A 25309-nucleotide genomic window follows, 5' to 3' on the forward strand; every position below is an offset into this window, starting at 1 on the left:
CTCACCTCCGGGGGAGCAGCAAAGAACGGTGCCATTCGAAGAATGCGGGCAGGACGGAGCGAAGAATGCGGAAAGCCGATATTCCACCGCGCACCGTGCCGATCCGGACGAGTTCATGTTCTGGAGCGTCCACGACCACCCGTACGGCCGCAACCGGGCGCTCGCCCGCCCGCACGGCGCTCAGGAGCGTGGCCGCCGACTCCATGTCGACCGCGATCGCGCCGGTCGCGAGCAGATCGGACCGCTCGTGACCGCGGACGACGTGGTCGGAGCCGGTCAGCGGCCCGGTGTGGACGGTGCGCCCGGGCACGGCGCGCCCGAGCTCCTTGACGAGCAGGTCGGTCCCCACGCACGGGACGGTCCCGCGCGGGTCCCGGGTCTCCTCGGCGACGACGAGGTCGCCGGGGTGCATGCCGGGCGCGAGCCCCGCGCAGAAGCCCGTGGCCAGCACGGCGGCGTCGGCGAGGGCCGGGTCGGACAGAATCCGGGAGACGCAGCGTTCGGCCGCCTTGGGCCCCATGCCCGTACGGAGCACGGTGACCGGCCCGCCGGCGCCGCCGCGGTCGCTGGTGCGCAGGGCGAGGTGCTCGATGCCGAGCGCGCAGGCGATCAGCAGCGGAGCCGGGGCGGGCTGGGCGCTCATCAGCCCTCCTTGCGGTCCGGGAACGGCTCCCCGTGCACGTACCGGCCGAGAGCGGTGAGCGGGAAGACCTGCCGGTAGAGGTGGTAGTTGATGGAGAAGTCCCAGGGGAACCCGGTGCCGGTGAAGTACGGCTCGTCCCAGGAGCCGTCCTCCCGCTGGGTGGCCGCCAGCCACTCGACGCCCCGCTCGACGGCCTTGGAGTCCCTCTCCCCCGCCGCCAGCAGGGCCATCAGTGCCCACGCCGTCTGCGAGGCGGTGGAAGCGCCCCGGCCGCTCCACTCCTTGACGTCCCGGTAGGAACGCAGGTCCTCGCCCCAGCCGCCGTCGTCGTTCTGGACGGACTCCAGCCAGGCCACGGCCCGCCGGATCGCCGGGTGCGAGCCGGGGATCCCGGCCGCCACCAGGGCGGGGACGACGGAGCCGGTGCCGTAGACGTAGTTGACACCCCAGCGCCCGAACCACGAGCCGTCCGGCTCCTGTTCGGCCAGCAGCCACTCGATGCCGCGCCGGGTACGCGGGTCGTGGGCCAGGCCCTCGACCGCGAGCATCTCGACGACGTGCGCGGTGACGTCGGCGGACGGCGGGTCGATGACCTCACCGAAGTCGCAGAACGGCAGCTTGTTGGGGAACATGCTGGTGTTGTCGACGTCGAAGGCGCCCCAGGCGCCGTTCTTCGACTGCATGCCGAGGTTCCAGCGCACCCCGCGCGAGATCGCCTTCTCCACCCGCTCCGGGTCGTGGTGCTTGACGCGGCGCAGCGCGAGGACCACCTCGGCGGTGTCGTCGATGTCGGGGTAGTTGTCGTTGTGGAACTCGAACGCCCAGCCCCCGGGCGGAAGTTCGGGCCGCCGTACCGACCAGTCGCCGGGCCGCACGACCTGCTCGGCCAGCATCCAGTCCGCGGCCTTGATGAGTTGCGGATGGTCGGCGGGCAGCCCCGCGTCGGCGAGCGCGATGGTGGCCAGGCAGGTGTCCCACACCGGTGACTGGCAGGCCTCGATCATCCGGGCCCCGTCCTCGCGCCACACGGCGAACCGGTCCAGGGACTCCAGCCCGGCCCGCATCACGGGGTGCTGAAGGTCGTAGCCCAGCAGGCGCAGGGCGATGATCGAGTACACGGCCGGCGGCTGGATGCCGCCCCAGCAGCCGTCGTTCTCCTGCCGCTCGATGATCCAGCGGGCCGCGGTGTTCATGGCGGCCCTGCGCAGCCGGCGGGGCGCGACCTTGCGCAACGCGTGCAGCGCCCTGTCCAGCCGCTGGAAGGCACCGTCCCAACTGGCCGCCGAAGCAAGGGGCCTGGGCGGGTTGGGGCGCTCCGGGTCGGTGTGCAGCTCGTCGAGCGGGAAGGGCGCGGGCCTGACCGGCCGCTTCGCGGAGACGATCGTCAGCGGGACGATGGTCTGCCGGGCCCAGCATCCGAAGTCGTAGATGTTGAGCGGCACCCACTTCGGGATGTAGATGAGCTCGGGCGGGAGTTCGGGCAGGTCCTCCCACTTCCACCAGCCGAACAGGGCGAGCCAGATCCGGGTGAAGACGCGGGAGGCGGCGATGCCGCCCTGCTCGCGGATCCAGGCGGAGGCCCTCGCCATGTGCGGCGCGTTAGGCGCGTCGCCGGCCAGGCGCAGCGCGACGTACGCCTCGATGGTGGTGGAGAGTTCGCCGGGGCCGCCGTAGAAGGTGCCCCAGGTGCCGTCCTCGCGCTGCTCGCCGCGGATGAAGAGCGCGGCGGCCTCGGTGGTCTTCTCGTCGCGGATACCGAGGAACTGGCGGAGCAGCAGGTCCTCGGCGTCCATCGTGACGTTGGTCTCGAGGTCGCCCTTCCACCAGCCCTGGGGGTCCTGCCGCGCGAGCAGGAAGTCGGTGGCGCGCCGGACCGCGCGCGCGGCGGCTTGCTGGACCCCGGCCGCCCCGGGGGTGTCGGTGTCGGTTTCGCTGGCCGCGGCAGCGCGGGGCGGCAGGGCCCCGGTGCTTCCGTCGGTCGTCGCTGTCATGGCTTCCCCTTCGTGCAGTGCTGCAAGTAGTGCGTCTGCTGTGGGTCCGCCGTCGGCCGGTGCGTGTTGACACGCCACACCGGCCGGCGACTACGCGAGGGCTATTCGACCGATAGTGATCATCTCTTTTCGCCCGGTGGTGATCATCTCTTTCGTACGACGACGAAGTCGGCGAGCGCCGTGAACTGCGCCCGCACCCGGTCGGGCATGTCGACGGCGTCGAGGGCCTCGATGGCGACGGTGTGCTGACGACGCGCCTCTTCGGCGGTCCACTCGCGGCCGCCCGCCTCCTCGATGAGGGCGGCACGGGCCGCGAACTCCTCCTCGGAGAAGTTCTCGACATCGCTGCTCTTGGCGTCGGCGGCGAGGATCTCACCGAGCCGCTCGGAGGCGGAACCGCCCGCCGCGAGCGCGGCGACGACCGGCAGGGACTTCTTGCGCTGGCGCAGGTCGCTCCAGGTCTGCTTGCCGGTCGCGACCGGGTCGCCCCAGATGCCGAGCAGATCGTCGACGGCCTGGAAGGCCAGGCCCAGGTGGTAGCCGTACTTCTCCAGCGCGTCGGCGCTGCGGTCGTCCGCGCCGCCGAGCACCGCGCCGATGGAGCAGGCGCAGGCCAGCAGGGCGCCGGTCTTGTTGCCCTCCATCTCCAGGCACTCCGCGACGCTGACGCGGTCGCGGTGCTCGTAGGAGATGTCCTGCGCCTGACCGTCGATCAGGGCGCGGGTGGCGGTGGTCAGGCGGCGGGCGGCGCGGCCGGCTTCGACGGTGCCGAGTTCGAGGAGCACCTCGTTGGCGAGGGCGAACAGGGCGTCGCCGACGAGGATGGCCTGGGCGGGGCCGTGCACCTTCCACACGGTGTCGCGGTGGCGGCGCTGTTCGTCGCCGTCCATCAGGTCGTCGTGCAGGAGTGAGAAGTTGTGGACCAGTTCGACGGCGACGGCGCCGGGGACGCCGACCTCGGGCGCGGCGCCGGTGACCTCGGCGGACAGCACCGCGAGGGCGGGACGTACGGCCTTGCCGCCGTCGCCGTCCGCGGGCCTGCCCTGGGCGTCGATCCAGCCGAAGTGGTAGGCGGCAACCGTGTCCATGGGAGGGGCCAGGCGGTCGATGGCCGCCCTCAGTACCGGTGTGGCCAGGGTCCGGCCGCGCTCCAGGAGCGCGGTCACGTCCACCGCGTCGGCAGCCTTCGAGGCCGGGGGCACAGTGGGCACAGTCTCTCCTCTTGTTGCGGTACCGGGGGTGCGGGGGCCGCCTGCCGCGCTGCGCTGATCGAGCATCACGCCGCCTCCTCGACTTCGAAGAGCTGGCGCGGGCGGGGCCGGCCCAGGGCGCTCAGCGCGGCGTCCGCCGCGCTTACACCACTGCGGACCGCACTCTCCATGGTCGCGGGCCACCCTGTGGCGGTCCACGCTCCGGCCAGGTAGAGGCCGGGTGCCTTGGTGCGGGCGCCGGGCCGCAGACGCCCGACGCCGGGAGTGGGAGCGAAGGTCGCGGTGCGCTCCCGGGTCACGAAGAAGTCCTTCACTTCGGCGCCGCGCGTGAGGGGCAGCAGCCGCTCCAGCTCCGGCAGGTACCGCTCGCGCAGCACGGCCACCGGCTCGTCGATCTCGTCCTGCGCGACCGACTGCGACAGGGCGAGGTACTGCCCCTGGCGCAGCCCGGACGCCTCGGTACGGTCGAACACCCACTGCACCGGCGTGCCGAGCGCCGCGAAGAACGGCCTGCTCAGCACCGTCCGGTCGTAGACGACATGGAGGTTGAGGATCGGCGCGGTGCCGATCTCCAGCAGCCGCTCGGGCGCGTCGAGCGCGTCGGCGGGCAGCAGGTCGTACGTCTCGCGCTGCGGTACGGCGAGCACGACCGCGTCGGCCTGAAGCGTCTCGCCGGGAACCTGAACGCTCCACTGCCCGTTCACGTTTGGGGAGACGGAGGTGACGCGTGTACGGACCTCGGTACGGACGCCCGCGGAGTCGAGCGCCTTGCGGGCCAGCCGATCGTGCAGTTCGCCCAGCGGGACGCGGGCCCAGCCGATGTCGGCCGCGCCCGGGTCGGACAGCAGACCGGTCTTGAACACCATCGCGGCGAGCCCCAGGGAGGCCTCGCCCGCGACCGCGTTGAGGGTGGCGACCCCGACCAGGTCCCACAGCGCTTCGACGGCACGCGCCGACTGGCCGTGCGCGGCCAGCCAGCTGCCGAAGTCCTGTGTGTCCAGGGTCGGATCGGCGAGGTCGAGCCCCTTGAGCGCGAGCGCGGCACGGCCCACCTTGGCGCGGTCGGCGAGCGACAGGTGCGGATACGTGGCGAGGCTGCGCCCCAGGTGGAGGGGCACGGGCAGCGCGTCGCGCCGCAGTCTGCCCAGCCGCCGCCCCTCGGGCCGCGCTACGTCCAGGACGGGCACGTCGAGACGGTCCTGCAGCGGTGCCAGCGCCGCGCCCTCGATACGGTCGAGGAACCACCGGTAGGCGGTGCAGCAGCGCAGGTACACGTGCTGTCCGTTGTCGACGGTCAGATCGCCGCGCTGGAAGGAGAAGGCCAGGCCGCCCAGCCTCGGCCTGCCCTCGAGCAGGGTGACACGCACACCGGAGTCGGCGAGCGCGAGCGCGGCGGTGATGCCGGCGAGCCCGCCGCCGACCACGACGGCGTGCCCACCGCCCGGCATCGGGCTGTCCGCGAGCGGCCCGTGGGACCGTGTGCCGTGGGTCATCGTGCACCCTCCCCTGCCCGGCCGCCGTACTGCTGGAACGGTGCACGAGCGGCCGTCTCCGTCAGGGACGCCGCCCCGCACCGGAGGGTTGCCCGCCGCTTTTCGCCGGTGACATCACCTTGGACCGGTCCGACCGTCTGCCCCATCAGACGCGCCTCCTGACGGGCCGTCGCGCCACATGCCGCGCGTCCAGGCCGGACAGGCCGCGCACGGCGACGTACGCCTTCTCCCGCCCGGGCAGCGAGACCCGGCCGCGCAGCACGGCCTCCGGGTCGCGCTCGATGCGGTCCAGGAGGCGGCGGTAGATGCCGGCCATGGCGGCGACACAGGCGCCGCTGCGCCGGTCGAGCATGGGGAGCAGCCGGTAGCCCTCGGCGAAAAGGGCGCGGGCCCGTCGCACTTCGAAGTGCACGAGGCCCGCGAAGTCGGAGCCCTCCGGTGGCCTCGGCCCGCTGAACCCGGCCGAGCAGCCGAACTTGGCGAGGTCGTCGGCGGGCAGATAGACGCGCCCGCCCGCGGCGTCCTCGCGGATGTCCCTGAGGATGTTGGTGAGCTGGAGTGCGAGCCCGAGCGTGTCGGCGTACTCGGGCGCGCGCTCGGCGCCGCGCGCCCCCGGTTCCGTGCCGAACACGCCGAGCGAGAGCCGTCCGATGGCGCCGGCCACACAGCGGCAGTAGACCTTCAGGTCGTCCCAGGTCTCGTAGGTCTCGCCGCGGACGTCCATCAGGACGCCGTCGATGAGCTCGTCCAGGCCGCCCAGTGGGATCGGGAAGTGCTCGGCGGCGTGGGTGAGGGCGACCGCGACCGGGTCGGTGTCGTCCTCGCCGACGTCGCCCTCGCGGATCCGGGTGAGCAGCGCTCTGGTCTCCTCGAGTCTGGCGACCTTCACGTCGTCGGCCAGCGCGCCGTCGCCGATGTCGTCGACGCGCCGCGAGAACGCGTACAGCGCTGACATCGCGCGGCGCTTGGGCGTCGGCAGCAGCCGGATGCCGTAGGCGAAGTTACGGGCCTGCTGTCCGGTGACGGCCTCGCAGTAGCGGTAGGCGGCGAGTACCGGTGCGGACGCGTGTGGTTCCGACTCCACGGTCCGGATCACCCCTCTCCTCGCAGAGTCACGCCCACCTCACGCAGCAACCGGATCTTGCCGGGCTTGGGCGGGCCGGGAAGTACGTCGTAGTCGGCGGCGGCGATCGCGCGGACGGCCGCCCTTCCCCCCGCCACGAACCCTGCGAGCAGCAGCTTCAACCTGCCGTGGACGCTACCCACGAGGGGGACGCCTTCATCCAGGAGTGCACGGGCACGTTGCGCTTCGTACGCAACCAGAGCACGCACCGACGCGCCAGCGGTTTTCGTGGCGAGATCCGCCTCCTGGACGTGAAAACGCTTCATGTCCGCGGCTGGCAGATAGATACGGTCGCGGCCCAGGTCCTCGGCCACGTCCTGGAGGTGCTCGACGATCTGCAGGGCCGTGCAGATCATGTCGGAGCGGCGGATCCGCTCCGGGGTGGAGGTGCCGGTGACGGCGAGCACGAGACGGCCGACGGGGTTGGCGGACAGCTCGCAGTAGGCGAGCAGGTCGTCGTAGGTCTCGTACCGCCGGACGAGCTGGTCCTGGCGGTTGGCGGCGATCAGGCCGAGGAAGGGCGCGGGGGTCAGCGAGCGGCGGCGGACGGTCGGCTGGAGGCGGCGCAGCAGGGGATGGCGCGGGACACCGTCGAAGACTCTGCGCAGGTCGGCCTCGAAGGCGTCCAGCAGCACCAGCCGGTCCTCGGCCTCCCGCGGGGACACCCCGAGCAGGCGGGCGTCGGCGCCGCCGGGGGCCAGGTCGCCGTCGCCGATGTCGTCGACCAGGCGGGCGAAGCCGTAGACGGCCATGAGGTCGTCACGCCAGGTCCGGGGCAGGAAGAAGGGGGCCACGGGGAAGTTCTCACCCGCGGCCTTGTCGAGCGTGCCGCGCTCCGGGTCGACGGCGCGCGCCGTGCCGGTTCCCGTCACCGCGGACTGCCCGGGGCGGGGACGGCACATGCTGCGTGGACCTGGGGAGTTTCCGTAGCCATTGCCGTCACATCTCCCGTTCTACACTGCCGACCCAATACAGACTATTTCGGACACGCCGCCCGGCCGTCGGTGCAGCAGCCCTGACGGAGGGTGTCGCGCGTTATCGCCCTACTTGCCGCGTTTCGGGACCTGTACAGCTTACGTTGTACAACGCAGCGGGGATCGCCTGGGTGTCCTGCGCGTCACAACAACACACCGATCAGGCCCAAGATTCCTAAACCAGGCCGAAGTTGACGTTTCCTTTGCAGACGCGGGGCCCCGCCGGAACAGTTCCTGCGGGGCCCTGGGCGAAGCGGGTCACTTGCCCGTGAACTTCTCGTACTCCTTGAGGACCTCGTCGGTCGGGCCGTCCATGCGCAGTTCGCCGCGTTCCAGCCACAGGACGCGGTTGCAGGTGTCGCGGATCGACTTGTTGTTGTGGCTGACCAGGAAGACGGTGCCGGCTTCCTTGCGCAGTTCCCGGATGCGGTCCTCGGAGCGCTTCTGGAACTTGCGGTCACCGGTGGCCAGGGCCTCGTCGATCATCAGAACGTCGTGGTCCTTGGCGGCGGCGATGGAGAAACGCAGGCGGGCCGCCATGCCCGAGGAGTAGGTGCGCATCGGCAGGGTGATGAAATCGCCCTTCTCGTTGATGCCGGAGAAGTCCACGATCTCCTGGTAGCGGGCCTTGATCTCCTCGCGGGACATGCCCATGGCGAGTCCGCCCAATATGACGTTGCGCTCGCCGGTCAGGTCGTTCATCAGGGCCGCGTTGACGCCGAGCAGGGAGGGCTGGCCGTCGGTGTAGACCTTGCCCTTCTCGGCGGGCAGCAGGCCGGCGATGGCGCGCAGCAGGGTGGATTTGCCGGAGCCGTTGGAGCCGATCAGGCCGATGGCCTCGCCGCGGTAGGCGACGAAGGAGACGCCGCGCACGGCGTGCACCTTGCGAACCCCGCGCGCCGCGTCGTCGGAGCCTCGCTTGAGGATGCGGCTGAGGGCGGCGGTCGCGCTGCCCTTGCCGGTCCTGGCGCCGTTGACGCGGTAGACGATGTGCAGGTCGTCCGCGATGACGGTGGGGACCCGCTCCTGCTGCTTCTGCTCAGCCACGGCCGTACCTCTCCTCCGCCTTCCAGAAGTACACGAAGCCGCCGAGGGCGAAAACCAGGGCCCAGCCGGCCGCGGCCGCCCAGACGTGGTCGGGCAGGTACTCCGAGCCGTAGCCGTCGATGAGGGCGAAGCGCATCAGGTCCATGTAGATGGCGGCCGGGTTCCACTGCAGGACGGTCGCGATCCACTGCGGCTTGTCGGCCAGGAAGACCGGGATGGAGAACATCACGCCGGAGGCGTACATCCATGTACGCATCACGAAGGGCATCAGCTGCGCCAGGTCCGGAGTCCTGGCTCCGGCCCGGGCCATGATCAGCGCGAGGCCGGTGTTGAAGCAGAACTGCAGGACGAGAACCGGCAGGATCAGCAGCCAGGACAGGTCGGGGACGCTGCCGAAGCCGACCGCGACCGCGAACAGCACGATCATCGAGAACAGCAGCTGCTGGAGCTGCTGGAGCGCGAAGGAGATCGGCAGCGAGGCGCGCGGGAAGTGCAGGGCGCGCACCAGTCCGAGGTTGCCGGAGATCGCGCGCACCCCCGCCATCACCGAGCTCTGCGTGAACGTGAAGACGAACACGCCCGTGACGAGGAACGGGATGTACACCTCGCGTTCCATGCCCCGGTCGGCCTCCAGGAGCAGGCCGAAGATGAAGAAGTACACGGCCGCGTTCAGCAGCGGGGTGACCACCTGCCACAGCTGTCCGAGCTTGGCCTGACTGTACTGGGCGGTCAGCTTCGCCTGGGAGAAGGCCAGAATGAAGTGCCGCCGTCCCCACAGCTGCCGGACGTACTCCGGGAGGGACGGCCGGGCGCCGCTCACGGTCAGCCCGTACTTGGCGGCGAGCTGTGCCGCCGTGAGGCCCTCGTCGGGCGACGCGGGCGCGCTCACCGCGACCGTGCCGTCGTGCGTTGTCTCACTCACCAGTTGGAAACTTTCGTCTTCGAGATGCGCAGCCTGTGCGGGCCTGGCATGAGCCTGCTGGGGCCGGGGCCGGCCCGGGTTGCTCCCGGACACGAGCTTGTCAGATGACGGGGGGCCGGCCCAGTCGGGTCAGCCGCCACACCGTACGCCACTTCATGGGGCGGCGGGGTCCGCACGGAGTGGTCCAGCCTTCCCGGAATCCGCCGAACCATGCCCGCAGGGCCGGGCGGGAGGGCCGGCGTACGAGGGTGAGCAGCAGCCAGGCGCCGAGGTAGACCGGGACGAGGAGCGCGGGGAGGTTGCGGCGGGCGAGCCAGACGCGGTTGCGGGCGACCATGCGGTGGTAGACCGCGTGCCGGGAGGGCGCGGTCGTCGGGTGGTACAGCACCATGTCGGACCGGTAGTCGATCATCCAGCCCGCGTCGAGGGCCCGCCATGCCAGGTCGGTCTCCTCGTGGGCGTAGAAGAACTCGTCCGGAAGGCCGCCGACGTCCGCGAAGACCCGGGTGCGGACGGCGTTGGCGCCGCCGAGGAAGGTGGTCACGCGGGAGGAGCGCAGCGGGTTAGACGCCCGCAGCCGGGGGACGTGGCGGCGCTGGGTGAGGCCGGTGTCCGGGTCGGCGATGCGGAAGCTGATGATGCCGAGCTCGGGGTCGGCCGCGAAGGCCTGGCGGCACAGCTCGGCGGTGTCGTTGTTGGCCAGCAGGCCGTCGTCGTCGAGGAACAGCAGGATGTCGACATCACGGCCGCCGGGCCCGAAGGCCTCGATGCCGACGTTGCGGCCGCCGGGGATGCCGAGGTTCTCGGGCAGCTCGATCGTGCGGACGCCGTCGGGGACGTCCGGGACGGGCGAGCCGTTGCCGACCACGACGACCTCGACCGGGTCGCCCTCCTGCTTGGCGATCGAGTCGAGCAGGGCGCGCAGCTCGTCGGGGCGGTTGCCCATGGTGATGATGACCGCGCCGACCTTCAGGGAAGAGGTCACGGCGCTCACCGCAGCCTGCTCGACGCCAGGATCGACACCAGGTGCAGCAGCGTCTGCAGCAGGGCGATCGCGGCGAGTACGGCGGTGCCGAGCCGGGTGAAGAACAGGTCGCCCCTGCTCGCGTCCAGGACCGCGAGGACGAGGATCAGCAGGGACGCCTCGATGCCGAGGATGAGCCGGTGGAACTTGATCGCGGCGGCGGCCCGGCGGGCCAGCGCCATGCCGGAGGAGCGCGGTTCGGCCGCGGCCTCCTTGACCGGCGGCAGTCCGCCCTGGTGGCGGGCGACGCCGACGAGGTCGGTCTCGGCCTTGATCAGGATCGCGCCGAGCGCGGCGAGGGTCCCGAGGAAGGCCCAGAGCCAGTCGATGCGGCCGGGGCCCCACAGGTCGGCGGCGCGCAGGCCGAGCCCGACCAGGACGGCGGCGTCGGTCAGGTAGGCGCCGACCCGGTCCAGGTAGACGCCGCCGAGGGAGAACTGCTTCTTCCAGCGCGCTATCTCGCCGTCGACGCAGTCCAGCAGCAGGTACAGCTGGACCATCACCACGCCGAGCACGGCGCCCGCGATCCCCGGCACCAGCAGGGCCGGGGCCGCGAGCACACCGAAGACGGTCATCAGGTAGGTGAGCTGGTTGGGCGTCACCCGGGTGTTGACCAGGTAGCGGTCGACCCGCAGGGACACCTCGCGCATGTAGAGGCGTCCCGCCCAGTGCTCACCGCTGCGCCGGTCCTTCACCCCTGCGGGGTGAACGACGGGGCGTAGTTCAGCTACCGATGGCCTTGACATAGTCGGCGTAGATGTCCTTGATCTGTTCGGTGTTCAGGTCGAGGTGTTCGAGGATCGTGTACCGGCCGGGCCGGGTCTCCGGAGCGAACTCCACGACCTTGACGAACTCGTCCGTCGTGAAGCCGATCTCGTCCGGCAGCACCGGCAGCCCGTGCCGGCGCAGCACCTGGGCCATGTACGCCGACTCCTCGTGCGCGCCCCGCAGCCACATCGCGAAGGCCGCGCCGAGACCGCACTGCTCGCCGTGGGCGGCGGCCCGCTTGGGGAACAGCAGGTCGAAGGCGTGGTTGATCTCGTGGCAGGCCCCGGAGGACGGCCGCGAGTCACCGGACACCGACATGGCGATGCCGCTGAGGACCAGCGCCTCGGCCAGCACCTGGAGGAAGTCGTTCTCCCCGATGCCGCCTGGGTGCCGCAGCACCGCCTCGCCGGCCTGCCGGGCCATGGCGGCGGCGAGGCCGTCGATCCGTTCGCCCTTGACGCGGTTGGCGAGCTCCCAGTCGGCGATCGCGGAGATGTTGGAGACGGCGTCGCCGATGCCCGCGCGCACGAAACGCACCGGGGCCTCGCGGATGACGTCCAGGTCGATGACGACCGCGATCGGGTTCGGTACGCCGTACGAGCCTCGGCCCGCGTCGTTGTCGAGGGTGGCGACCGGCGAGCACAGGCCGTCGTGCGCGAGGTTCGTCGGGACGGCGACCAGCGGCAGGCCGACGCGCGCCGCGGCGAACTTGGCACAGTCGATGATCTTGCCGCCGCCGAGGCCGACGACCGCGTCGTAATGGCCGGCCTTTATGTCGCCGGCCAGCCGGACCGCGTCGTCGAGGGTGCCGCCGCCGACCTCGTACCAGGTGGCGCCGGGCAGGCTGGGCGCGATCCGCTCGCGCAGCCTGGCGCCGGAGCCGCCGCTGACGGCGACGGCGAGGCGGCCGGAGTGCGAGATGCGCTCGTCGGCGAGGACGCACGCCAGGTCGTCGAGGGCACCCGGGCGGATGTCCACGACGAGCGGCGAGGGGATGAGCCGGGTCAGTACTGGCACGCGATCTCCCGTCCGCGGGCGAGATCGTCGTGGTTGTCGATCTCCACCCACTTGACGTCGCCGATCGGCGCCACGTCGATACGGAAGCCGCGGTTGACGAGCTCCTGGTAGCCGTGCTCGTAGAACTGCTGCGGGTCGGTCTCCCACACGGCCTTCAGGGCGTCGGCCAGCTCGGGGGCGGCGTCGCCCTCGATGAGGGTGACGCCGATGTACTCGCCGGTGGCCTCGGCGGGGTCCATCAGCTTGGTGATCCTCGTCATGCCCCTGTCGGGATCGACGACGACCTTCATCTCCTCGTCGGCGAGCTGCTTGACCGTGTCGAGGGCGAGGATGATCTTCTTGCCGTCGCCGCGGGCGGCGAGCAGGGTCTTCTCGACGGAGACCGGGTGCACGGTGTCGCCGTTGGCGAGGATCACGCCGTCCTTGAGGGCGTCACGGCCGCACCACAGGGAGTAGGCGTTGTTCCACTCCTCGGCCTTGTCGTTGTCGATGAGGGTGAGCTTGAGGCCGTACTTCTTCTCCAGCGCTTCCCTGCGCTCGTACACGGCCTCCTTGCGGTAGCCGACGATGATCGCGGCCTCGGTCAGGCCGATCTCGGCGAAGTTGCCGAGTGTCAGGTCGAGAACCGTGGGTTCGCCCTCTATGCCCGCGGGCCCCACCGGCACCAGCGCCTTGGGAAGGCTGTCGGTGTAGGGGCGCAGACGCCGTCCGGCGCCGGCCGCCAGCACGAGGCCGATCATGCGGGTTCTCCTTCATCGTGTACGGCGGGCGCGCCTCCCAAGTGAGAGGCCACCCAGAAGCGGATGCTCTCGACGAGCACCACGAGGGCGACGGCCACGGCGAGGACCGTGAGCGCGACCTTGAACTGCGAGGCGGTGAGCACCGCGGCGAGGACGGTGACGAGCAGCGTGCGCCCTTCGTGCCCCCCTATGGAGCGCACCAGCCAGGCCGGGGGCGCTCCGGCGTTCCCGCGGATGCGGTACACCGTGTCGTAGTGATGGTAGGCGACCGCCGCCACCAGCCCGAAAGCCGCAGGAAGGGCGCCGTTCACGTCCGCTTGGGCCGCCAGTACCAGGACGGTGCCGTATTCGGCGGCGCGGAAGAGCGGGGGGACGAGCCAGTCGAGGGCGCCCTTGAGGGGCAGTGCGACGGCGGCGGCCGAGGTGAGCGCGTAGAGGGCGGCCGCCGCGACGGGGAGCGCGCTGCCGTACGGCTCCAGGGCCACCGCGAGGACCAGCAGGGCCGCGCCGGGCAGCGCCACGCCGATGCGCGCGCCGAACGGCGGCTTGGCGGGCAGCTTGCTCAGCGCCCGTACCAGTGCCTCGGAGATCGGCCCGCTGTCCGCCAGGTCCGCCAGCGCCTTCGCCGCCCGGTCCGTCCGCTGGGCCTTGCGCGTCAGCGACCGCAGCACACGCCCCGCCGTGGTGTACGTCGCCGCGAAGGCGCAGCCGATGAGCAGCGCGTAGAAGGTGATGCGGGGAGTCGTGACAGCCGTCAGGACGGCGATCATCGCCCAGCGTTCGCCGATGGGCAGGACGATCATGCGGCGTACCCAGACCGTCCAGCCGACGCTGTCGAGCTTGTCGGAGAGGGCGGCGGTGGGGCTGGTGTTGGCGGCGGCGTCGTGGTTGGCCTCGTTGAAGGAGAAGTCCACGACGTGCCGGCAGGTCTGCAGGACCATCGCGCCGAGGGCGAGGGCCCACACGTCGTCGCCGCCGCGGGCCGCGCCGAGCGCGAGGCCGGCGTAGTAGGCGTACTCCTTGGCGCGGTCGAAGGTGGCGTCCAGCCAGGCGCCGAGCGTGGAGTACTGCAGGGAGTAGCGGGCGAGCTGGCCGTCGGTGCAGTCCAGGACGAAGGAGAACAGGAGCAGGACCCCGGCGGCGACGAAGCCGCCCCGGGTACCGGTGGCCGCGCAGCCCGCCGCTATGAGGGCGGTGAGCAGCGAGGCGGTGGTGACCTGGTTGGGGGTCAGGCCGCGGCGGGCGCACCAGCGGGCGATGTAGCGGGAGTACGGGCTGATGAAGAAGGTGGTGAAGAAGCCGTCGCGGGCCTTCACGGCCGACTTCAGGCGTACGGCCTCGTCGTCGACGGCGGCGACGGCCTGCCGGGCCTCGTTGCGGGCCTGCGGGTCGGCGGGGACGGCGGCGACGAGGCTGCCGAGTTCGGGGCGGTGGACGCTCGCGCCGTCGGCGTCGAGGGCGGTGACGATGCGGTCGGCGAGGCTGTCGACCAGGGTCGTGCCACGGCCGGAGGAGTTCTCCCGTGCCACGGCCCGCGTCAGGGCCTGGCGGCCGGCCGGCTGGGCCGTGACGGCGCCGGGGATCGCGGCGAGCGGGAAGCGGGGGTCGGTGAGACCGAGGCGCAGCGCGTGCAGGTGGCCCACGAAGCGGGCGTCGACCACGGCGACCCGCTCCCCCGTGGGCACCGCGGCGAGCAGGGTCTCGGCCTCGGCGGTGTCGGAAGCGACCCGTACGTCGAAACCGAGGGACCGCAGATCGCCCTCGATCGACGAACCGGGGACCGGCTGACCGGTGAGGATGGCGGTCGACAACCGAACTCACTCCCTGGGTGCCGACGCGGTCGGCGTCGGTCATGTACATGATGGGGGCGCCCGTGCCGGTGGCTCCCGGGCGGCATGTCGGCAGAGGCTATCGGATGCCGGGAAGCCCGCGTTCACCGCCCGTTTGACGGCCCGATCAACGTGGTTCGCCCAAGCCCGTGCCGCGATCATCATCGGGGATCGGGGGCCCGCCCCACAAACCGCGCCTGACAGACCGGGCGTCACTGGACATGGGTGACATTGCGCCCGGCCTCGCGGGGTCGGCATAGGGTGGGCGACCATGACATGGCTGATCACAGGCGGAGCCGGCTACATCGGGGCACATGTGGCGCGGGCCATGACCGAGGCCGGGGAGCGTGTCGTGGCGCTGGACGACCTCTCGGCCGGGGTGCCCGCGCGGCTCCCGGCGGACGTCCCGCTCGTCGAGGGCTCGTCGCACGACGGTGCCCTGCTGAAGCGGGTGTTCGCCGAGCACGCGGTGACGGGGGTGGTGCACCTCGCCGCCCGCAAGCAGGTCGCCGAGTCCGTCGCGCAGCCGACCCGCTACTACCTGGAGAACGTGGGCGGTCTCGCGACGCTCCTTCAGGCCGTCGCCGAGGCGGGGATCCGGCGGTTCCTGTTCTCCTCGTCGGCCGCCGTGTACGGCGACCCGGGTGTGGACCTCATCACGGAGGACACGCCCTGCGCGCCGGTGAACCCGTACGGCGAGACCAAGCTCGCCGGGGAGTGGCTGGTGCGGGCGGCGGGCCGGGCGCACGGCGTCTCCACGGCGTGCCTGCGCTACTTCAACGTGGCGGGCGCGGCGGCGCCGGAGCTGGCCGACACAGGTGTCTTCAACGTCGTCCCCATGGTCTTCGACCGCCTCACGCGCGAGGAGGCCCCGCGGATCTTCGGCGACGACTATCCGACGCCGGACGGCACGTGCGTCCGTGACTACATCCACGTCGCCGACCTGGCCGAGGCACACCTGGCGGCGGCCCGGCGGCTCGCCGACGGGGGCGTGACGGGCGACCTGACGGTCAACATCGGCCGCGGCGAGGGCGTCTCGGTGCGTGAGCTGATCACCGTCATCGGCGAGGTGACCGGTGACCGTCGGCGCCCCGTCGTCGAGGCACGCCGTCCCGGGGACGCGCCGCGCGCGGTCGCCTCCGCCGCCCGGGCCGCCGAGGAGCTCGGCTGGACCGCCCGGCGCGGGGTACGGGAGATGGTCGAGTCGGCGTGGCAGGGGTGGCTGCTGCACCACGGCGGCTGAGGAGGCTGGCGCGCTGCGGCCGCCCGCACGCCTGTTGCCCCGCTCGCGCGGACGCCCGCGCGGCCGGTTCCGGTCCCACCGCCCCACGGGTCGCGCCGACGCGGCCGCCCTGACGCCAGAACACCGGCTCACCCGGCCGCCCGCGTCTCCGCGGCATCCCGTTGGTGCGGAGGCCGGGGCGCGCCGCAGCGCACCCGTCGGGCGACCGCGTCTCCCAGGCGGCCGTGCCGCCGCTGCCGCGGCTGCGGCCGCTCGCCGAACCTCGCCACGGCCTCCTGCCGCCGCGCGCGGTCGGCTCCGCCCTGACCACGATTGCGCACCCGCCGACGGCCCGGCAGCCTGACGCCCCCGACCGCCGAGGCCCGCACGCACGCCGCCCGCACCCAGCGCCCAGCCTCCTGACCTGCGCATGTTTCCGCAGGTCAGGGCACATGACAACGGTGTTCAGTGCCGCGTTGCTCATACCCCCTGCCCGTAGTTCACTGTGGGGCGCGGGCATGATCCCGACGGACACAGGAGGGCGGCTTTCATGGGGGCTGGGCACGATCACGGGCACGCGCACGGCGCGTCGGCGGGCGGTACGGCGGCCTCGGCCTACCGCGGCCGGCTGCGGGTGGCGCTGTCGATCACGCTGGCCGTCATGGTCGTGGAGATCGTCGGCGGCGTCCTCGCCGATTCGCTGGCGCTGGTCGCGGACGCGGCGCACATGGCGACCGACGCGCTGGGCCTGGGCATGGCCCTGCTGGCGATCCACTTCGCGAACCGCCCGCCGAGCGAGCGGCGCACCTTCGGCTACGCCCGCGCGGAGATCCTCGCCGCCCTGGCCAACTGTCTGCTGCTGCTCGGGGTCGGCGGATACGTCCTGTACGAGGCCGTGCAGCGGTTCGTCACCCCGGCCGGCACCGAGGGCGGGCTGACCGTCGTGTTCGGTGCGGTCGGCCTGGTCGCGAACATGGTGTCGCTGACGCTGCTGATGCGCGGCCAGAAGGAGAGCCTGAACGTACGCGGTGCGTTCCTGGAGGTGGCGGCGGACGCCCTGGGCTCGGTCGCGGTGATCGTCTCCGCGCTGGTGATCCTGACCACCGGCTGGCAGGCCGCCGACCCGATCGCCTCGCTCGTCATCGCGCTGATGATCGCGCCCCGGACCTGGAAGCTGCTGCGCGAGACGCTGGACGTGCTGCTGGAGGCGGCCCCCAAGGACGTCGACATGGCGGAGGTGCGGACCCACATCCTCGCGCTGGACGGTGTCGAGGACGTCCACGACCTGCACGCCTGGACGATCACCTCCGGCATGCCGGTGCTCTCCGCGCACGTGGTCGTCAGCTCCGAGGTCCTGAACGCGATGGGCCACGAGAAGATGCTCCACGAACTGCAGGGCTGCCTCGGCGACCACTTCGACGTCGAGCACTGCACCTTCCAGCTGGAGCCGGGCGGGCACGCGGAGCACGAGGCGCGGCTGTGCCACTGAAGCGGGGGTGCGCGAGGCGCGCGCGGACGTGAAGGCGCCGGGGAACGCAGCCGTCGGCCGCGCGCCCGCATCCTGACTCGCACCGACCTGCGCCCGGACGATTCCCCGTTCGCCGCGGCGGGCACGATCATCTACCGGGCCCCTCCTGCGGTGTCCGGGAACCGGCCGCGGTCCCCGCCGCCGCGCGGGACATGCGGGTGCCCGCGAATGCCGGGTGTGCCGGTCTCGTACGGCACACTTGGGGCGCGAAGACCGATGTGAAGGATGGGTATGCCGATCACACCTGCCACCGCGACGCACAGTCCGTCGAACGGCACCGCTGACGCGATTCTGCTGGAACTGGTCGACGAGGACGGCGTGACGATCGGCACCGCGGAGAAGCTCGCGGCCCACCAGCCGCCGGGGCAGTTGCACCGCGCCTTCTCGGTGTTCCTGTTCGACGAGCGCGGCCGGCTGCTGCTCCAGCAGCGGGCGCTGGGCAAGTACCACTCCCCCGGCGTGTGGTCCAACACCTGCTGCGGCCATCCCTACCCGGGCGAGGCACCGTTCGCTGCGGCGGCGCGGCGGACGTACGAGGAACTGGGCGTGTCGCCGTCGCTGCTCGCCGAGGCGGGCACCGTCCGCTACAACCACCCGGACCCTGCCTCGGGCCTGGTCGAGCAGGAGTACAACCACCTGTTCGTCGGCATAGTGCAGTCCCCGCCGCGGCCGGATCAGCGGGAGGTGGCGGCGACGGCGTTCGTGACCCCGGCCGAGCTGGCGGAGCGGCACGAGAAGGACACCTTCTCGTCCTGGTTCATGACCGTCCTGGACGGGGCCCGTCCGGCGATCAGGGAGCTGACCGGGTCTTCGGCCGGCTGGTGAGCCAGGACACCTGCACGGGTTCGCGCCGGTGAGCTAGGGCACGCGCACGGGTTTGAGCGGCAGGGCGGCCCAGATCACCTTGCCGCCGCTCGTCGTGTGCTCGACGTCGCACACGCCGCCCGCCTCCAGCGTGATCTCACGGACCAGGAGCAGCCCCCGCCCGCCGGTCTCGCTGTGGGCGGCCTCCAGGGCGGTCGGGCGGTAGGGGTGGTTGTCCTCCACGGACACCCGGATCCACTCGGCACCGACGGTGACCTCCACCGCGAGCATCGGCGACAGCACGGCCGCGTGCTTCACCGCGTTCGTGACCAGTTCCGACACGATCAGCAGCAGGCCGTCCACCAGGTCCTCCGAGACCGGCACGCCCTGGCGCAGCAGCAGGTCCCGGACGGCGTGCCGGGCCTGCGGGACGGAGGCGTCGACGGCGGGTGCGGTGAACCGCCACACCCCCTCGTACGGCAGCGGATCCGCGGGCCTCGTGCCGTACGGTGCTTCTTGGCCCTCGGGGCGTGGGCCGGGCCCGCGCCCGTGATTGTCCATCGTCCGGTCGCCACCCTCGCGCTCGATTGTCACCACACGTCGAGTGTTGGTAACGATCCGCTCCGCACCGCAGTTCTGAACAGAAGTCAGCGAGTATCGAACGCTTCTGATCGTTGGCGTATGACACGGTCAGTTGTGGGACTGGTCCTGTCCCTGTTGTGCCGACTCGGCGGACTCTTCGGGTTGTACGGGTTTGGCAGGTGCCGATCACGTACTGGCTGCTGCTCCAGCCGACCCGGGGTCCGCGCACCGGCGGGCTCGGCCGTCCAGCCGGGCGGATAGCATCCGGCGCATGGAGCCCCAGCTGCTGCACAGCGTCACCGACGCGGTCGCCACCGTCGTCATCCGCCACCCGGCCAAGCGCAACGCCATGACGGCCGCGATGTGGCGGGCCCTGCCGCCGCTGCTCGACGCGCTGGCGGCCGATCCGGCCGTGCGGGCAGTGGTGCTCACCGGTGAGGGCGGCACGTTCTGCGCGGGGGCCGACATAGCGACACTTCAGGGCTCGGCGGAGGAGGCGCAGCGGCTCGCCGTGCGCGCCGAGGAGGCCCTCGCGGCGTTCCCGAAGCCGACGCTGGCGGCGGTCCGCGGGCACTGCGTGGGCGGTGGGGCGCAGCTGGCGGGGGCGTGCGATCTGCGGTTCGCCGAGGAGGGGGCGCTGTTCGGGATCACGCCGGCCAAGCTGGGGATCGTGTATCCGGCGTCCTCCACCCGGCGGTTGGTGGCGCTGGTCGGACCGGCCACCGCCAAGTACCTGCTGTTCTCCGGCGAGTTGATCGACACGGAGCGGGCGCTGCGCACCGGCCTGGTCGACGAGGTGCTGCCGGAGGGCGAACTGGGCAAGCGGGTCGCGGAGTTCACACGGATCCTGGTGTCCCGTTCGCAGCTGACGCAGGCCGCGGCGAAGGAGTTCGCGAACGGGCGCACGGACCGGGACGCCCACTGGGCCGAGCAGGCGCGCGGCAGCGGCGACACCGCGGAGGGCGTCGCCGCGTTCCTGGAGCGCAGGCAGCCGCGCTTCACGTGGAGCGTGCCTGCGTCAGGGTCCGAGTCATGGTCCACGTCGGCGTCATGGTCTACGTCAGGATGAAGCGGCTGCGCGCCCGGAGCCGGTCCACGAGGTGTGCGGGCGCCTTCTCGGGCGATCCGGCGTCGTAGGGCGGCTGCGGGTCGTACTCCGTGGCGAGCTGGACGGTCTGGGCGTGTTCGTCACCGGCGATCCTGCCGAGCAGGGTGAGGCCCATGTCGATACCGGAGGAGACGCCGGCGGCGGTGACGTACTTGCCGTCGAAGACCACCCGCTCCCCCGTCGGTTCGGCGCCGAAGCGCTGGAGCTGGTCCAGGGCCAGCCAGTGGGAGGTCGCGCGGCGGCCTTCGAGGAGTCCGGCGGCGGCGAGCAGCAGGGAGCCGGTGCACACGGATGTCGTCCAGGTACTGGTGGAGTCGGCGGCGCGCAGCCAGTCCAGGAGTGTGTCGTTCTCCATCTGCCGGCTCTGGCCGGGGCCGCCGGGGACGACCACGATGCCGGGGTCCGGCACGTCGGCCAGGGTCCGGTCGGCGGTGAGCGCCAGGTTCCCCCTGTCGGTGCGGACGGGGCCGTTCCGTTCGGCGACGAAGACGGTCTCGGCGCCCGGGAGGCCGCCGAGGGTCTCGTACGGGCCGACGGCGTCGAGGGCGGTGAAGCGGTCGAAGAGGACGATCGCGATCTGCATCGATTTCCCTTCCGGGGCGGCTGCGGGGTGTCGGCGGCGGGTGCGGGGCGTCAGTGGGCGGTCGCGGGGCGGAACCGGCGGCGGTACTCGGCCGGGGCCGTCCCCAGGGCTTTGAGAAAGGCGCGGCGCATGGCCTCGGGGGTGCCGTAGCCGCTGGCGCGGGAGATCTCCTCGACGCCGTCGGCGGTGTCCTCCAGCAGGCGGCGGGCATGTTCGAGGCGGACCCGGTCGACGTACCGGCCCGGCGTCATGCCGGTCTCGGCGCGGAAGGCGCGGGCGAAGTGGCGCGGCGAGAGGCGGGCCCGGGCGGCGAGGGAGTCGACGGACAGGTCGGCGTCCGGGTGTTCGGTGATCCACTGCTGGACCTCCCTGAGGGGCTCGCGCTGTGCGGTCTGGGCGGCGAGCTGGGCGCTGAACTGGGCCTGGTTCCCGGGCCGGCGCAGGAACACCACCAGGTGGCGCGCGATGGTGAGGGCGACGTCCCGGCCCAGGTCCTCCTCGACCAGGGCGAGGGCCAGGTCGATGCCGGCGGTGACACCGGCCGAGGTGGCGACGTGCCCGTCGCGTACGTAGACGGGGTCGGGGTCGACCTCGACGGCCGGGTGGTCGCGGGCCAGCTTGGCGCAGTACGCCCAGTGGGTGGTGGCCCGGCGGCCGTCCAGCAGACCGGCCTCGGCGAGCAGGATCGCGCCGGTGCACACGGAGACGAGGCGTGCGGCACGTGGCCCGTGGTCGCGCACCCAGTCGACCAGGCGCGGGTCGGGACGGCGGGTGCCCTGTCCGCCCGGGACGAGCAGCGTGTGCGGCCGTGGCGCGTCGGCGAGGGACTGGTCGGGTACGAGGGTCAGGCCGCTGCCGGCCCGTACGGGCGCGCCGTCCAGGGAGGCCGTGCGGATCCGGTACGAGCCCGGGCACTGCTTCTCCGCGCCGGCGAAGACCTCCACGGGACCGGTGACATCGAGACTCTGCACGCCGTCGAAGAGGACGACGAGAACGGTGCGCTGCGCCATGCGGTCGATTCTTCGCGCGCCCGCTCATGGCCGCAATGACGAGTTTCCCACCTTCTCTGCCATGCGGTGCACGCCCCTGGAGGACATACCAAGCGGTTGGTAACCTGCCGGGCATGACGACTGCCGCCATCGAGCCGCGCGCCGGACGCCGCTGCCACAACGCGCTCAACTCCCTGCACTCGACGCACTACTTCTCGCCCGACCTGGGCCGGGAGCTGGGCGAGGTCGGGATCACGGACCCGCGTGCCGTCAACTTCGCGGTGCGGTCGGCCGCGCTGGGGCCGGTCGGGCCGGGGACGGTCGCGGCGGCGTTCTACAACTACAAGTACGAGCTCGTCGCCCGACACGTGCCCGCGGTGTGGGACACCGCCACGCCCGGGCAGGTCCTCGCCGCACGCGCGCGTGCCGTCGACGCGACGCTGCGCCGCCTGCTGGGCGACAAGGCCGTGGCGTCCGCCGAGATGACCGAGGCCGCGGGGCTGGCGCTGCGTGCCGCCGAGGCCTGCTCGCGCGGTGCCCGGCCGCTGTACGCCGCCCATGCCGACCTGCCCGTCCCCGACGAGCCGCACCTGGCGTTCTGGCACGCGGCGACCCTGCTGCGCGAGCACCGGGGCGACGGGCACCTCGCCGTACTGGTGTCCGCGGGGCTCGACGGCCTGGAGGCCCTCGTGACGCACACCGCGACCGGCAAGGGCCTGGCTCCGAAGTGGGTGTTCGGCACCCGCGGCTGGAGCCGGGAGGAGTGGGACGCGGCGGCGATGCGGCTGCGCGAGCGCGGACTGCTCGACGAGGCCGGCGAGCTGACCGGGCAGGGGGTCGCGCTGCGCGAGGAGATCGAGCGGGAGACGGACCGGCTGGACGCGGCCCCGTACGAGCATCTGGGCGCCGAGGGCGTCGCGCGGCTGACGGAGCTCGCGACGGCGTTCGCACGCACCGCGTTCGCCGCCGGAGCCTTCCCGGGCGACCTGATCGGCAAAGGCTGAGCATGTCAACGCGGCGGTGAGGTACCCGTGCCTCTCCCGGTCGTCGTGGCCGGGAGAGGAAAGGGGAAATTCGTGTTCCGTGCTATCGCTGATGTGCTGCGCCAGATCGGTGGCGCCATCGCCACCGTCGTGACGCTGCCGTTCCGGGCCCTGGCCCGTCTCTTCGGCGGGGCCTCGTCCTCGACGCGGAGCCGCAGGGTCTGACGTTCCACCCGACCCGCACCGCCCGGCCGGCGCCCTGAGCCACGAATGTCGGTGCCACCTGCCACAATTGCCGCGCAACCTCAGTGGAGAAGGCGGTACGGGATCGTGACGACACCCGGGTCCCTCGAAGTAGGGTCCATCGAAGGCAGGATCGCCGAGGAGCTCGGCGTACGGGAGCGGCAGGTCAAGGCTGCCGTCGAGCTGCTCGACGGCGGTTCGACGGTGCCCTTCGTCGCCCGCTACCGCAAGGAAGCGACCGAGATGCTCGACGACGCGCAGCTGCGCGTGATCGAGGAGCGGTTGCGCTATCTGCGGGAGCTGGAGGAGCGGCGGACGGCGATCCTGGAGTCGGTGCGCGAACAGGGCAAGCTCACCGAGGAGCTGGAGGCGCAGATCCGGGGCGCTCAGACCAAGGCGCGCCTGGAGGACATCTATCTGCCCTACAAGCCCAAGCGGCGCACCAAGGCGCAGATCGCGCGCGAGGCGGGGCTGGAGCCGCTGGCGGAGGGGCTGCTCGGCGATCCGACCGTCGAGCCCCTCGCCGCGGCCGCCGCGTTCGTCGACGCCGACAAGGGTGTGCCCGATCCGCAGGCCGCCCTCGACGGCGCCCGGGCGATCCTGACCGAGCGGTTCTCGGAGGACGCCGACCTGATCGGCGAGCTGCGCGAGCGCATGTGGGTGCGCGGGCGGCTGGCCGCCAAGGTCCGGGAGGGCAAGGAGGAGGCGGGCGCCAAGTTCGCCGACTACTTCGACTTCGCCGAGCCGTTCACCGAGCTGCCCTCCCACCGCGTCCTGGCGATGCTGCGCGGCGAGAAGGAGGAGGTCCTCGACCTCGTCCTGGAGCCCGAGGAGCCGACGGACGGCCCGTCGTCGTACGAGGGGATGGTCGCGCACCGGTTCGGGATCGCCGACCGGGGCCGGCCCGCCGACAAGTGGCTGGTGGACACCGTGCGCTGGGCGTGGCGCACCCGCATCCTGGTGCACCTCGGCATCGACATCCGGATGCGGCTGCGCACGGCCGCCGAGGACGAGGCCGTGAAGGTGTTCGCGGCCAATCTGCGTGACCTGCTGCTCGCCGCCCCGGCGGGCACGCGTGCGACGCTCGGCCTGGACCCCGGGTTCCGTACGGGTGTGAAGGTCGCCGTGGTCGACGCGACCGGCAAGGTGGTGGCGACGGACGTCATCCACCCGCACGTCCCGGCGAACAGGTGGGACGAGGCGATCGCCAAGCTGGCGCGGCTCGCGAAGGAGCACGCGGTCGAGCTGATCGCGATCGGCAACGGCACGGCGTCCCGCGAGACCGACAAGCTCGCCGGGGAACTCATCGCCAAGCACCCGGAGTTGAAGCTCACGAAGGTGGTGGTGTCCGAAGCGGGCGCGTCCGTGTACTCGGCGTCCGCCTTCGCCTCGCAGGAGCTGCCCGACCTGGACGTGTCGCTGCGCGGCGCGGTGTCGATCGCCCGCCGGCTGCAGGACCCGCTGGCCGAGCTGGTGAAGATCGACCCGAAGTCGATCGGCGTCGGCCAGTACCAGCACGACCTGTCCGAGGTGAAGCTGTCCCGTTCGCTGGACGCGGTGGTCGAGGACTGTGTGAACGGCGTGGGCGTGGACGTCAACACGGCATCCGCGCCGCTGCTCGCCCGCGTCTCCGGCATCACCTCCGGCCTCGCCGAGAACATCGTGGCGCACCGGGACGCCAACGGGCCGTTCAAGTCCCGCTCCGAGCTGAAGAAGGTGCCGCGGCTGGGCCCGAAGGCGTACGAACAGTGCGCGGGCTTCCTGCGGATCCGGGGCGGCGACGACCCACTGGACGCCTCCAGCGTGCACCCCGAGGCCTACCCGGTCGTCCGCCGCATGGTGAAGACCACCGGCCAGGAGGTCGCCGCGCTCATCGGCAACACGGCGGTGCTGCGCTCGCTGAAGCCGCAGGACTTCGTGGACGAGACGTTCGGTCTGCCGACGGTGACGGACATCCTGAAGGAGCTGGAGAAGCCGGGCCGCGACCCGCGGCCCGCCTTCAAGACGGCCGCCTTCAAGGAGGGCGTCGAGAAGATCTCCGACCTGTCGGCGGGGATGATCCTGGAGGGCGTCGTGACGAACGTGGCGGCGTTCGGGGCGTTCGTGGACGTCGGCGTCCACCAGGACGGTCTGGTGCACGTCTCCGCGATGTCCAAGACGTTCGTCAAGGATCCGCGGGACGTCGTGAAGCCCGGGGACATCGTCAAGGTGAAGGTCCTCGACGTGGACATTCCGCGCAAGCGGATCTCGCTGACGCTGCGGCTGGACGACGAGGCGGCCCCGAAGGGCCAGGGCTCCGGTTCCGGATCCGCTTCCGGTTCCGGTGAACGCCGTCAGCGGGGCGGGCGTCCGCCGCAGCAGCGGCAGGGCGGCCGGGGCGGCGGTGGCGGCTCGCGCCAGGCGCCCCCGCCGGCCAACAGCGCCATGGCCGACGCGCTGCGCCGCGCGGGCCTGCTCGACCCGAAGAACGGCAGGCGCTGACCCG

Annotated in this window: 24 protein-coding genes; 7 read left to right on the forward strand and 17 right to left on the reverse strand. The window is 72.1% G+C overall.

The window, feature by feature from the left end; genetic code table 11:
• Nucleotide 1: 1 nt before the first annotated feature.
• The 14 genes from ACYVMZ_RS07290 to ACYVMZ_RS07355 all read right to left on the reverse strand — a co-directional run bounded on the left by ACYVMZ_RS07290 (nt 2) and on the right by ACYVMZ_RS07355 (nt 14764).
• Nucleotides 2-643: a phosphorylase family protein gene (locus ACYVMZ_RS07290; RefSeq protein WP_461076757.1), complete on the reverse strand. Its 642-nt coding sequence runs from the start codon at nt 641-643 to the stop codon at nt 2-4.
• The gene (gene shc, locus ACYVMZ_RS07295; protein WP_461076759.1) at nt 643-2634 is read right to left on the reverse strand and encodes a squalene--hopene cyclase; all 1992 of its coding nucleotides are present in this window, start codon (nt 2632-2634) and stop codon (nt 643-645) included. The genes ACYVMZ_RS07290 and shc overlap by 1 nt, the downstream gene beginning before the upstream one ends.
• Before the next feature lie 143 nt (nt 2635-2777).
• Complete coding sequence (locus tag ACYVMZ_RS07300; RefSeq protein ID WP_461076761.1) at nt 2778-3845, reverse strand: polyprenyl synthetase family protein; 1068 nt, start codon at nt 3843-3845, stop codon at nt 2778-2780.
• Nucleotides 3846-3910: 65 nt separating this feature from the next.
• Entirely contained in the window at nt 3911-5338 is a 1428-nt protein-coding gene (hpnE, locus tag ACYVMZ_RS07305; protein ID WP_461076763.1) for a hydroxysqualene dehydroxylase HpnE, read from the reverse strand.
• Entirely contained in the window at nt 5335-5484 is a 150-nt protein-coding gene (locus ACYVMZ_RS07310) for a DUF6380 family protein (RefSeq protein WP_461076765.1), read from the reverse strand. The genes hpnE and ACYVMZ_RS07310 overlap by 4 nt, the downstream gene beginning before the upstream one ends.
• On the reverse strand, nt 5484-6434 hold the full coding sequence (hpnD, locus tag ACYVMZ_RS07315; protein ID WP_461076767.1) for a presqualene diphosphate synthase HpnD: 951 nt from the start codon (nt 6432-6434) through the stop codon (nt 5484-5486). The genes ACYVMZ_RS07310 and hpnD overlap by 1 nt, the downstream gene beginning before the upstream one ends.
• Nucleotides 6431-7363, reverse strand: a complete 933-nt coding sequence (gene hpnC / locus ACYVMZ_RS07320) for a squalene synthase HpnC (RefSeq protein ID WP_461076769.1) — start codon at nt 7361-7363, stop codon at nt 6431-6433. Before hpnC ends, hpnD begins: the two co-directional genes overlap by 4 nt.
• A 330-nt stretch (nt 7364-7693) precedes the next feature.
• Entirely contained in the window at nt 7694-8482 is a 789-nt protein-coding gene (locus tag ACYVMZ_RS07325) for an ABC transporter ATP-binding protein (RefSeq protein WP_461076771.1), read from the reverse strand.
• Nucleotides 8475-9404, reverse strand: coding sequence for an ABC transporter permease (locus tag ACYVMZ_RS07330; protein WP_461076773.1), 930 nt, complete (start codon nt 9402-9404; stop codon nt 8475-8477). The genes ACYVMZ_RS07325 and ACYVMZ_RS07330 overlap by 8 nt, the downstream gene beginning before the upstream one ends.
• Before the next feature lie 100 nt (nt 9405-9504).
• On the reverse strand, nt 9505-10350 hold the full coding sequence (locus ACYVMZ_RS07335) for a glycosyltransferase family 2 protein (RefSeq protein ID WP_461077107.1): 846 nt from the start codon (nt 10348-10350) through the stop codon (nt 9505-9507).
• A 44-nt stretch (nt 10351-10394) separates the two neighbouring features.
• The gene (locus tag ACYVMZ_RS07340) at nt 10395-11174 is read right to left on the reverse strand and encodes a CDP-alcohol phosphatidyltransferase family protein (protein ID WP_461076775.1); all 780 of its coding nucleotides are present in this window, start codon (nt 11172-11174) and stop codon (nt 10395-10397) included.
• Nucleotides 11152-12213: an iron-containing alcohol dehydrogenase family protein gene (locus ACYVMZ_RS07345; RefSeq protein ID WP_461076777.1), complete on the reverse strand. Its 1062-nt coding sequence runs from the start codon at nt 12211-12213 to the stop codon at nt 11152-11154. Before ACYVMZ_RS07345 ends, ACYVMZ_RS07340 begins: the two co-directional genes overlap by 23 nt.
• A complete protein-coding gene (locus tag ACYVMZ_RS07350) occupies nt 12201-12953 on the reverse strand; it encodes a phosphocholine cytidylyltransferase family protein (protein ID WP_461076779.1) in 753 nt (250 codons plus the stop codon). The genes ACYVMZ_RS07345 and ACYVMZ_RS07350 overlap by 13 nt, the downstream gene beginning before the upstream one ends.
• A complete protein-coding gene (locus tag ACYVMZ_RS07355; RefSeq protein WP_461076781.1) occupies nt 12950-14764 on the reverse strand; it encodes a DUF5941 domain-containing protein in 1815 nt (604 codons plus the stop codon). The genes ACYVMZ_RS07350 and ACYVMZ_RS07355 overlap by 4 nt, the downstream gene beginning before the upstream one ends.
• 289 nt (nt 14765-15053) lie before the next feature.
• On the opposite strand from ACYVMZ_RS07355, the gene galE reads away from it, so the two are divergent.
• The 3 genes from galE to idi all read left to right on the forward strand — a co-directional run bounded on the left by galE (nt 15054) and on the right by idi (nt 18357).
• Nucleotides 15054-16025, forward strand: a complete 972-nt coding sequence (gene galE, locus ACYVMZ_RS07360) for a UDP-glucose 4-epimerase GalE (protein ID WP_461076783.1) — start codon at nt 15054-15056, stop codon at nt 16023-16025.
• A 529-nt stretch (nt 16026-16554) separates the two neighbouring features.
• Nucleotides 16555-17493, forward strand: a complete 939-nt coding sequence (locus tag ACYVMZ_RS07365) for a cation diffusion facilitator family transporter (RefSeq protein WP_461076785.1) — start codon at nt 16555-16557, stop codon at nt 17491-17493.
• 270 nt (nt 17494-17763) lie between these two features.
• On the forward strand, nt 17764-18357 hold the full coding sequence (idi, locus tag ACYVMZ_RS07370; protein WP_461076787.1) for an isopentenyl-diphosphate Delta-isomerase: 594 nt from the start codon (nt 17764-17766) through the stop codon (nt 18355-18357).
• Between the two features lie 33 nt (nt 18358-18390).
• On the opposite strand, the gene ACYVMZ_RS07375 is transcribed toward idi, so the two are convergent.
• Complete coding sequence (locus tag ACYVMZ_RS07375; RefSeq protein ID WP_461077109.1) at nt 18391-18897, reverse strand: ATP-binding protein; 507 nt, start codon at nt 18895-18897, stop codon at nt 18391-18393.
• Nucleotides 18898-19189: 292 nt separating this feature from the next.
• On the opposite strand from ACYVMZ_RS07375, the gene ACYVMZ_RS07380 reads away from it, so the two are divergent.
• A complete protein-coding gene (locus tag ACYVMZ_RS07380) occupies nt 19190-19987 on the forward strand; it encodes an enoyl-CoA hydratase/isomerase family protein (RefSeq protein ID WP_461076789.1) in 798 nt (265 codons plus the stop codon).
• On the opposite strand, the gene ACYVMZ_RS07385 is transcribed toward ACYVMZ_RS07380, so the two are convergent.
• Together ACYVMZ_RS07385 and ACYVMZ_RS07390 are read right to left on the reverse strand one after the other, a co-directional pair.
• Nucleotides 19974-20609: a DJ-1/PfpI family protein gene (locus ACYVMZ_RS07385; RefSeq protein ID WP_461076791.1), complete on the reverse strand. Its 636-nt coding sequence runs from the start codon at nt 20607-20609 to the stop codon at nt 19974-19976. The genes ACYVMZ_RS07380 and ACYVMZ_RS07385 overlap by 14 nt on opposite strands.
• Nucleotides 20610-20659: 50 nt before the next feature.
• A complete protein-coding gene (locus ACYVMZ_RS07390) occupies nt 20660-21619 on the reverse strand; it encodes a GlxA family transcriptional regulator (RefSeq protein WP_461076793.1) in 960 nt (319 codons plus the stop codon).
• Nucleotides 21620-21732: 113 nt separating this feature from the next.
• Between ACYVMZ_RS07390 and ACYVMZ_RS07395 the strand changes: the two genes are divergently transcribed.
• The 3 genes from ACYVMZ_RS07395 to ACYVMZ_RS07405 all read left to right on the forward strand — a co-directional run bounded on the left by ACYVMZ_RS07395 (nt 21733) and on the right by ACYVMZ_RS07405 (nt 25305).
• Nucleotides 21733-22602: an SCO6745 family protein gene (locus ACYVMZ_RS07395; protein ID WP_461076795.1), complete on the forward strand. Its 870-nt coding sequence runs from the start codon at nt 21733-21735 to the stop codon at nt 22600-22602.
• Between the two features lie 72 nt (nt 22603-22674).
• Entirely contained in the window at nt 22675-22806 is a 132-nt protein-coding gene (locus ACYVMZ_RS07400) for an LPFR motif small protein (protein ID WP_010042827.1), read from the forward strand.
• 105 nt (nt 22807-22911) lie between these two features.
• A complete protein-coding gene (locus ACYVMZ_RS07405; protein WP_461076799.1) occupies nt 22912-25305 on the forward strand; it encodes a Tex family protein in 2394 nt (797 codons plus the stop codon).
• Nucleotides 25306-25309 lie beyond the last annotated feature (4 nt).

The sequence above is a fragment of the Streptomyces deserti genome (assembly GCF_054782695.1).

Excerpts from the sequence above, each read along its gene's own strand:
- ACYVMZ_RS07310 (WP_461076765.1), bottom strand. The coding sequence starts at position 5,484 with ATGGGGCAGACGGTCGGACCGGTCCAAGGTGATGTCACCGGCGAAAAG.
- ACYVMZ_RS07365 (WP_461076785.1), top strand. The coding sequence starts at position 16,555 with ATGGGGGCTGGGCACGATCACGGGCACGCGCACGGCGCGTCGGCGGGC.
- idi (WP_461076787.1), top strand. The coding sequence starts at position 17,764 with ATGCCGATCACACCTGCCACCGCGACGCACAGTCCGTCGAACGGCACC.
- ACYVMZ_RS07340 (WP_461076775.1), bottom strand. The coding sequence starts at position 11,174 with ATGTCAAGGCCATCGGTAGCTGAACTACGCCCCGTCGTTCACCCCGCA.
- galE (WP_461076783.1), top strand. The coding sequence starts at position 15,054 with ATGACATGGCTGATCACAGGCGGAGCCGGCTACATCGGGGCACATGTG.
- ACYVMZ_RS07395 (WP_461076795.1), top strand. The coding sequence starts at position 21,733 with ATGACGACTGCCGCCATCGAGCCGCGCGCCGGACGCCGCTGCCACAAC.
- ACYVMZ_RS07335 (WP_461077107.1), bottom strand. The coding sequence starts at position 10,350 with ATGGGCAACCGCCCCGACGAGCTGCGCGCCCTGCTCGACTCGATCGCC.
- ACYVMZ_RS07290 (WP_461076757.1), bottom strand. The coding sequence starts at position 643 with ATGAGCGCCCAGCCCGCCCCGGCTCCGCTGCTGATCGCCTGCGCGCTC.
- hpnE (WP_461076763.1), bottom strand. The coding sequence starts at position 5,338 with ATGACCCACGGCACACGGTCCCACGGGCCGCTCGCGGACAGCCCGATG.
- ACYVMZ_RS07390 (WP_461076793.1), bottom strand. The coding sequence starts at position 21,619 with ATGGCGCAGCGCACCGTTCTCGTCGTCCTCTTCGACGGCGTGCAGAGT.
- ACYVMZ_RS07375 (WP_461077109.1), bottom strand. The coding sequence starts at position 18,897 with ATGGACAATCACGGGCGCGGGCCCGGCCCACGCCCCGAGGGCCAAGAA.
- hpnC (WP_461076769.1), bottom strand. The coding sequence starts at position 7,363 with ATGTGCCGTCCCCGCCCCGGGCAGTCCGCGGTGACGGGAACCGGCACG.
- shc (WP_461076759.1), bottom strand. The coding sequence starts at position 2,634 with ATGACAGCGACGACCGACGGAAGCACCGGGGCCCTGCCGCCCCGCGCT.
- ACYVMZ_RS07350 (WP_461076779.1), bottom strand. The coding sequence starts at position 12,953 with ATGATCGGCCTCGTGCTGGCGGCCGGCGCCGGACGGCGTCTGCGCCCC.
- ACYVMZ_RS07380 (WP_461076789.1), top strand. The coding sequence starts at position 19,190 with ATGGAGCCCCAGCTGCTGCACAGCGTCACCGACGCGGTCGCCACCGTC.
- ACYVMZ_RS07385 (WP_461076791.1), bottom strand. The coding sequence starts at position 20,609 with ATGCAGATCGCGATCGTCCTCTTCGACCGCTTCACCGCCCTCGACGCC.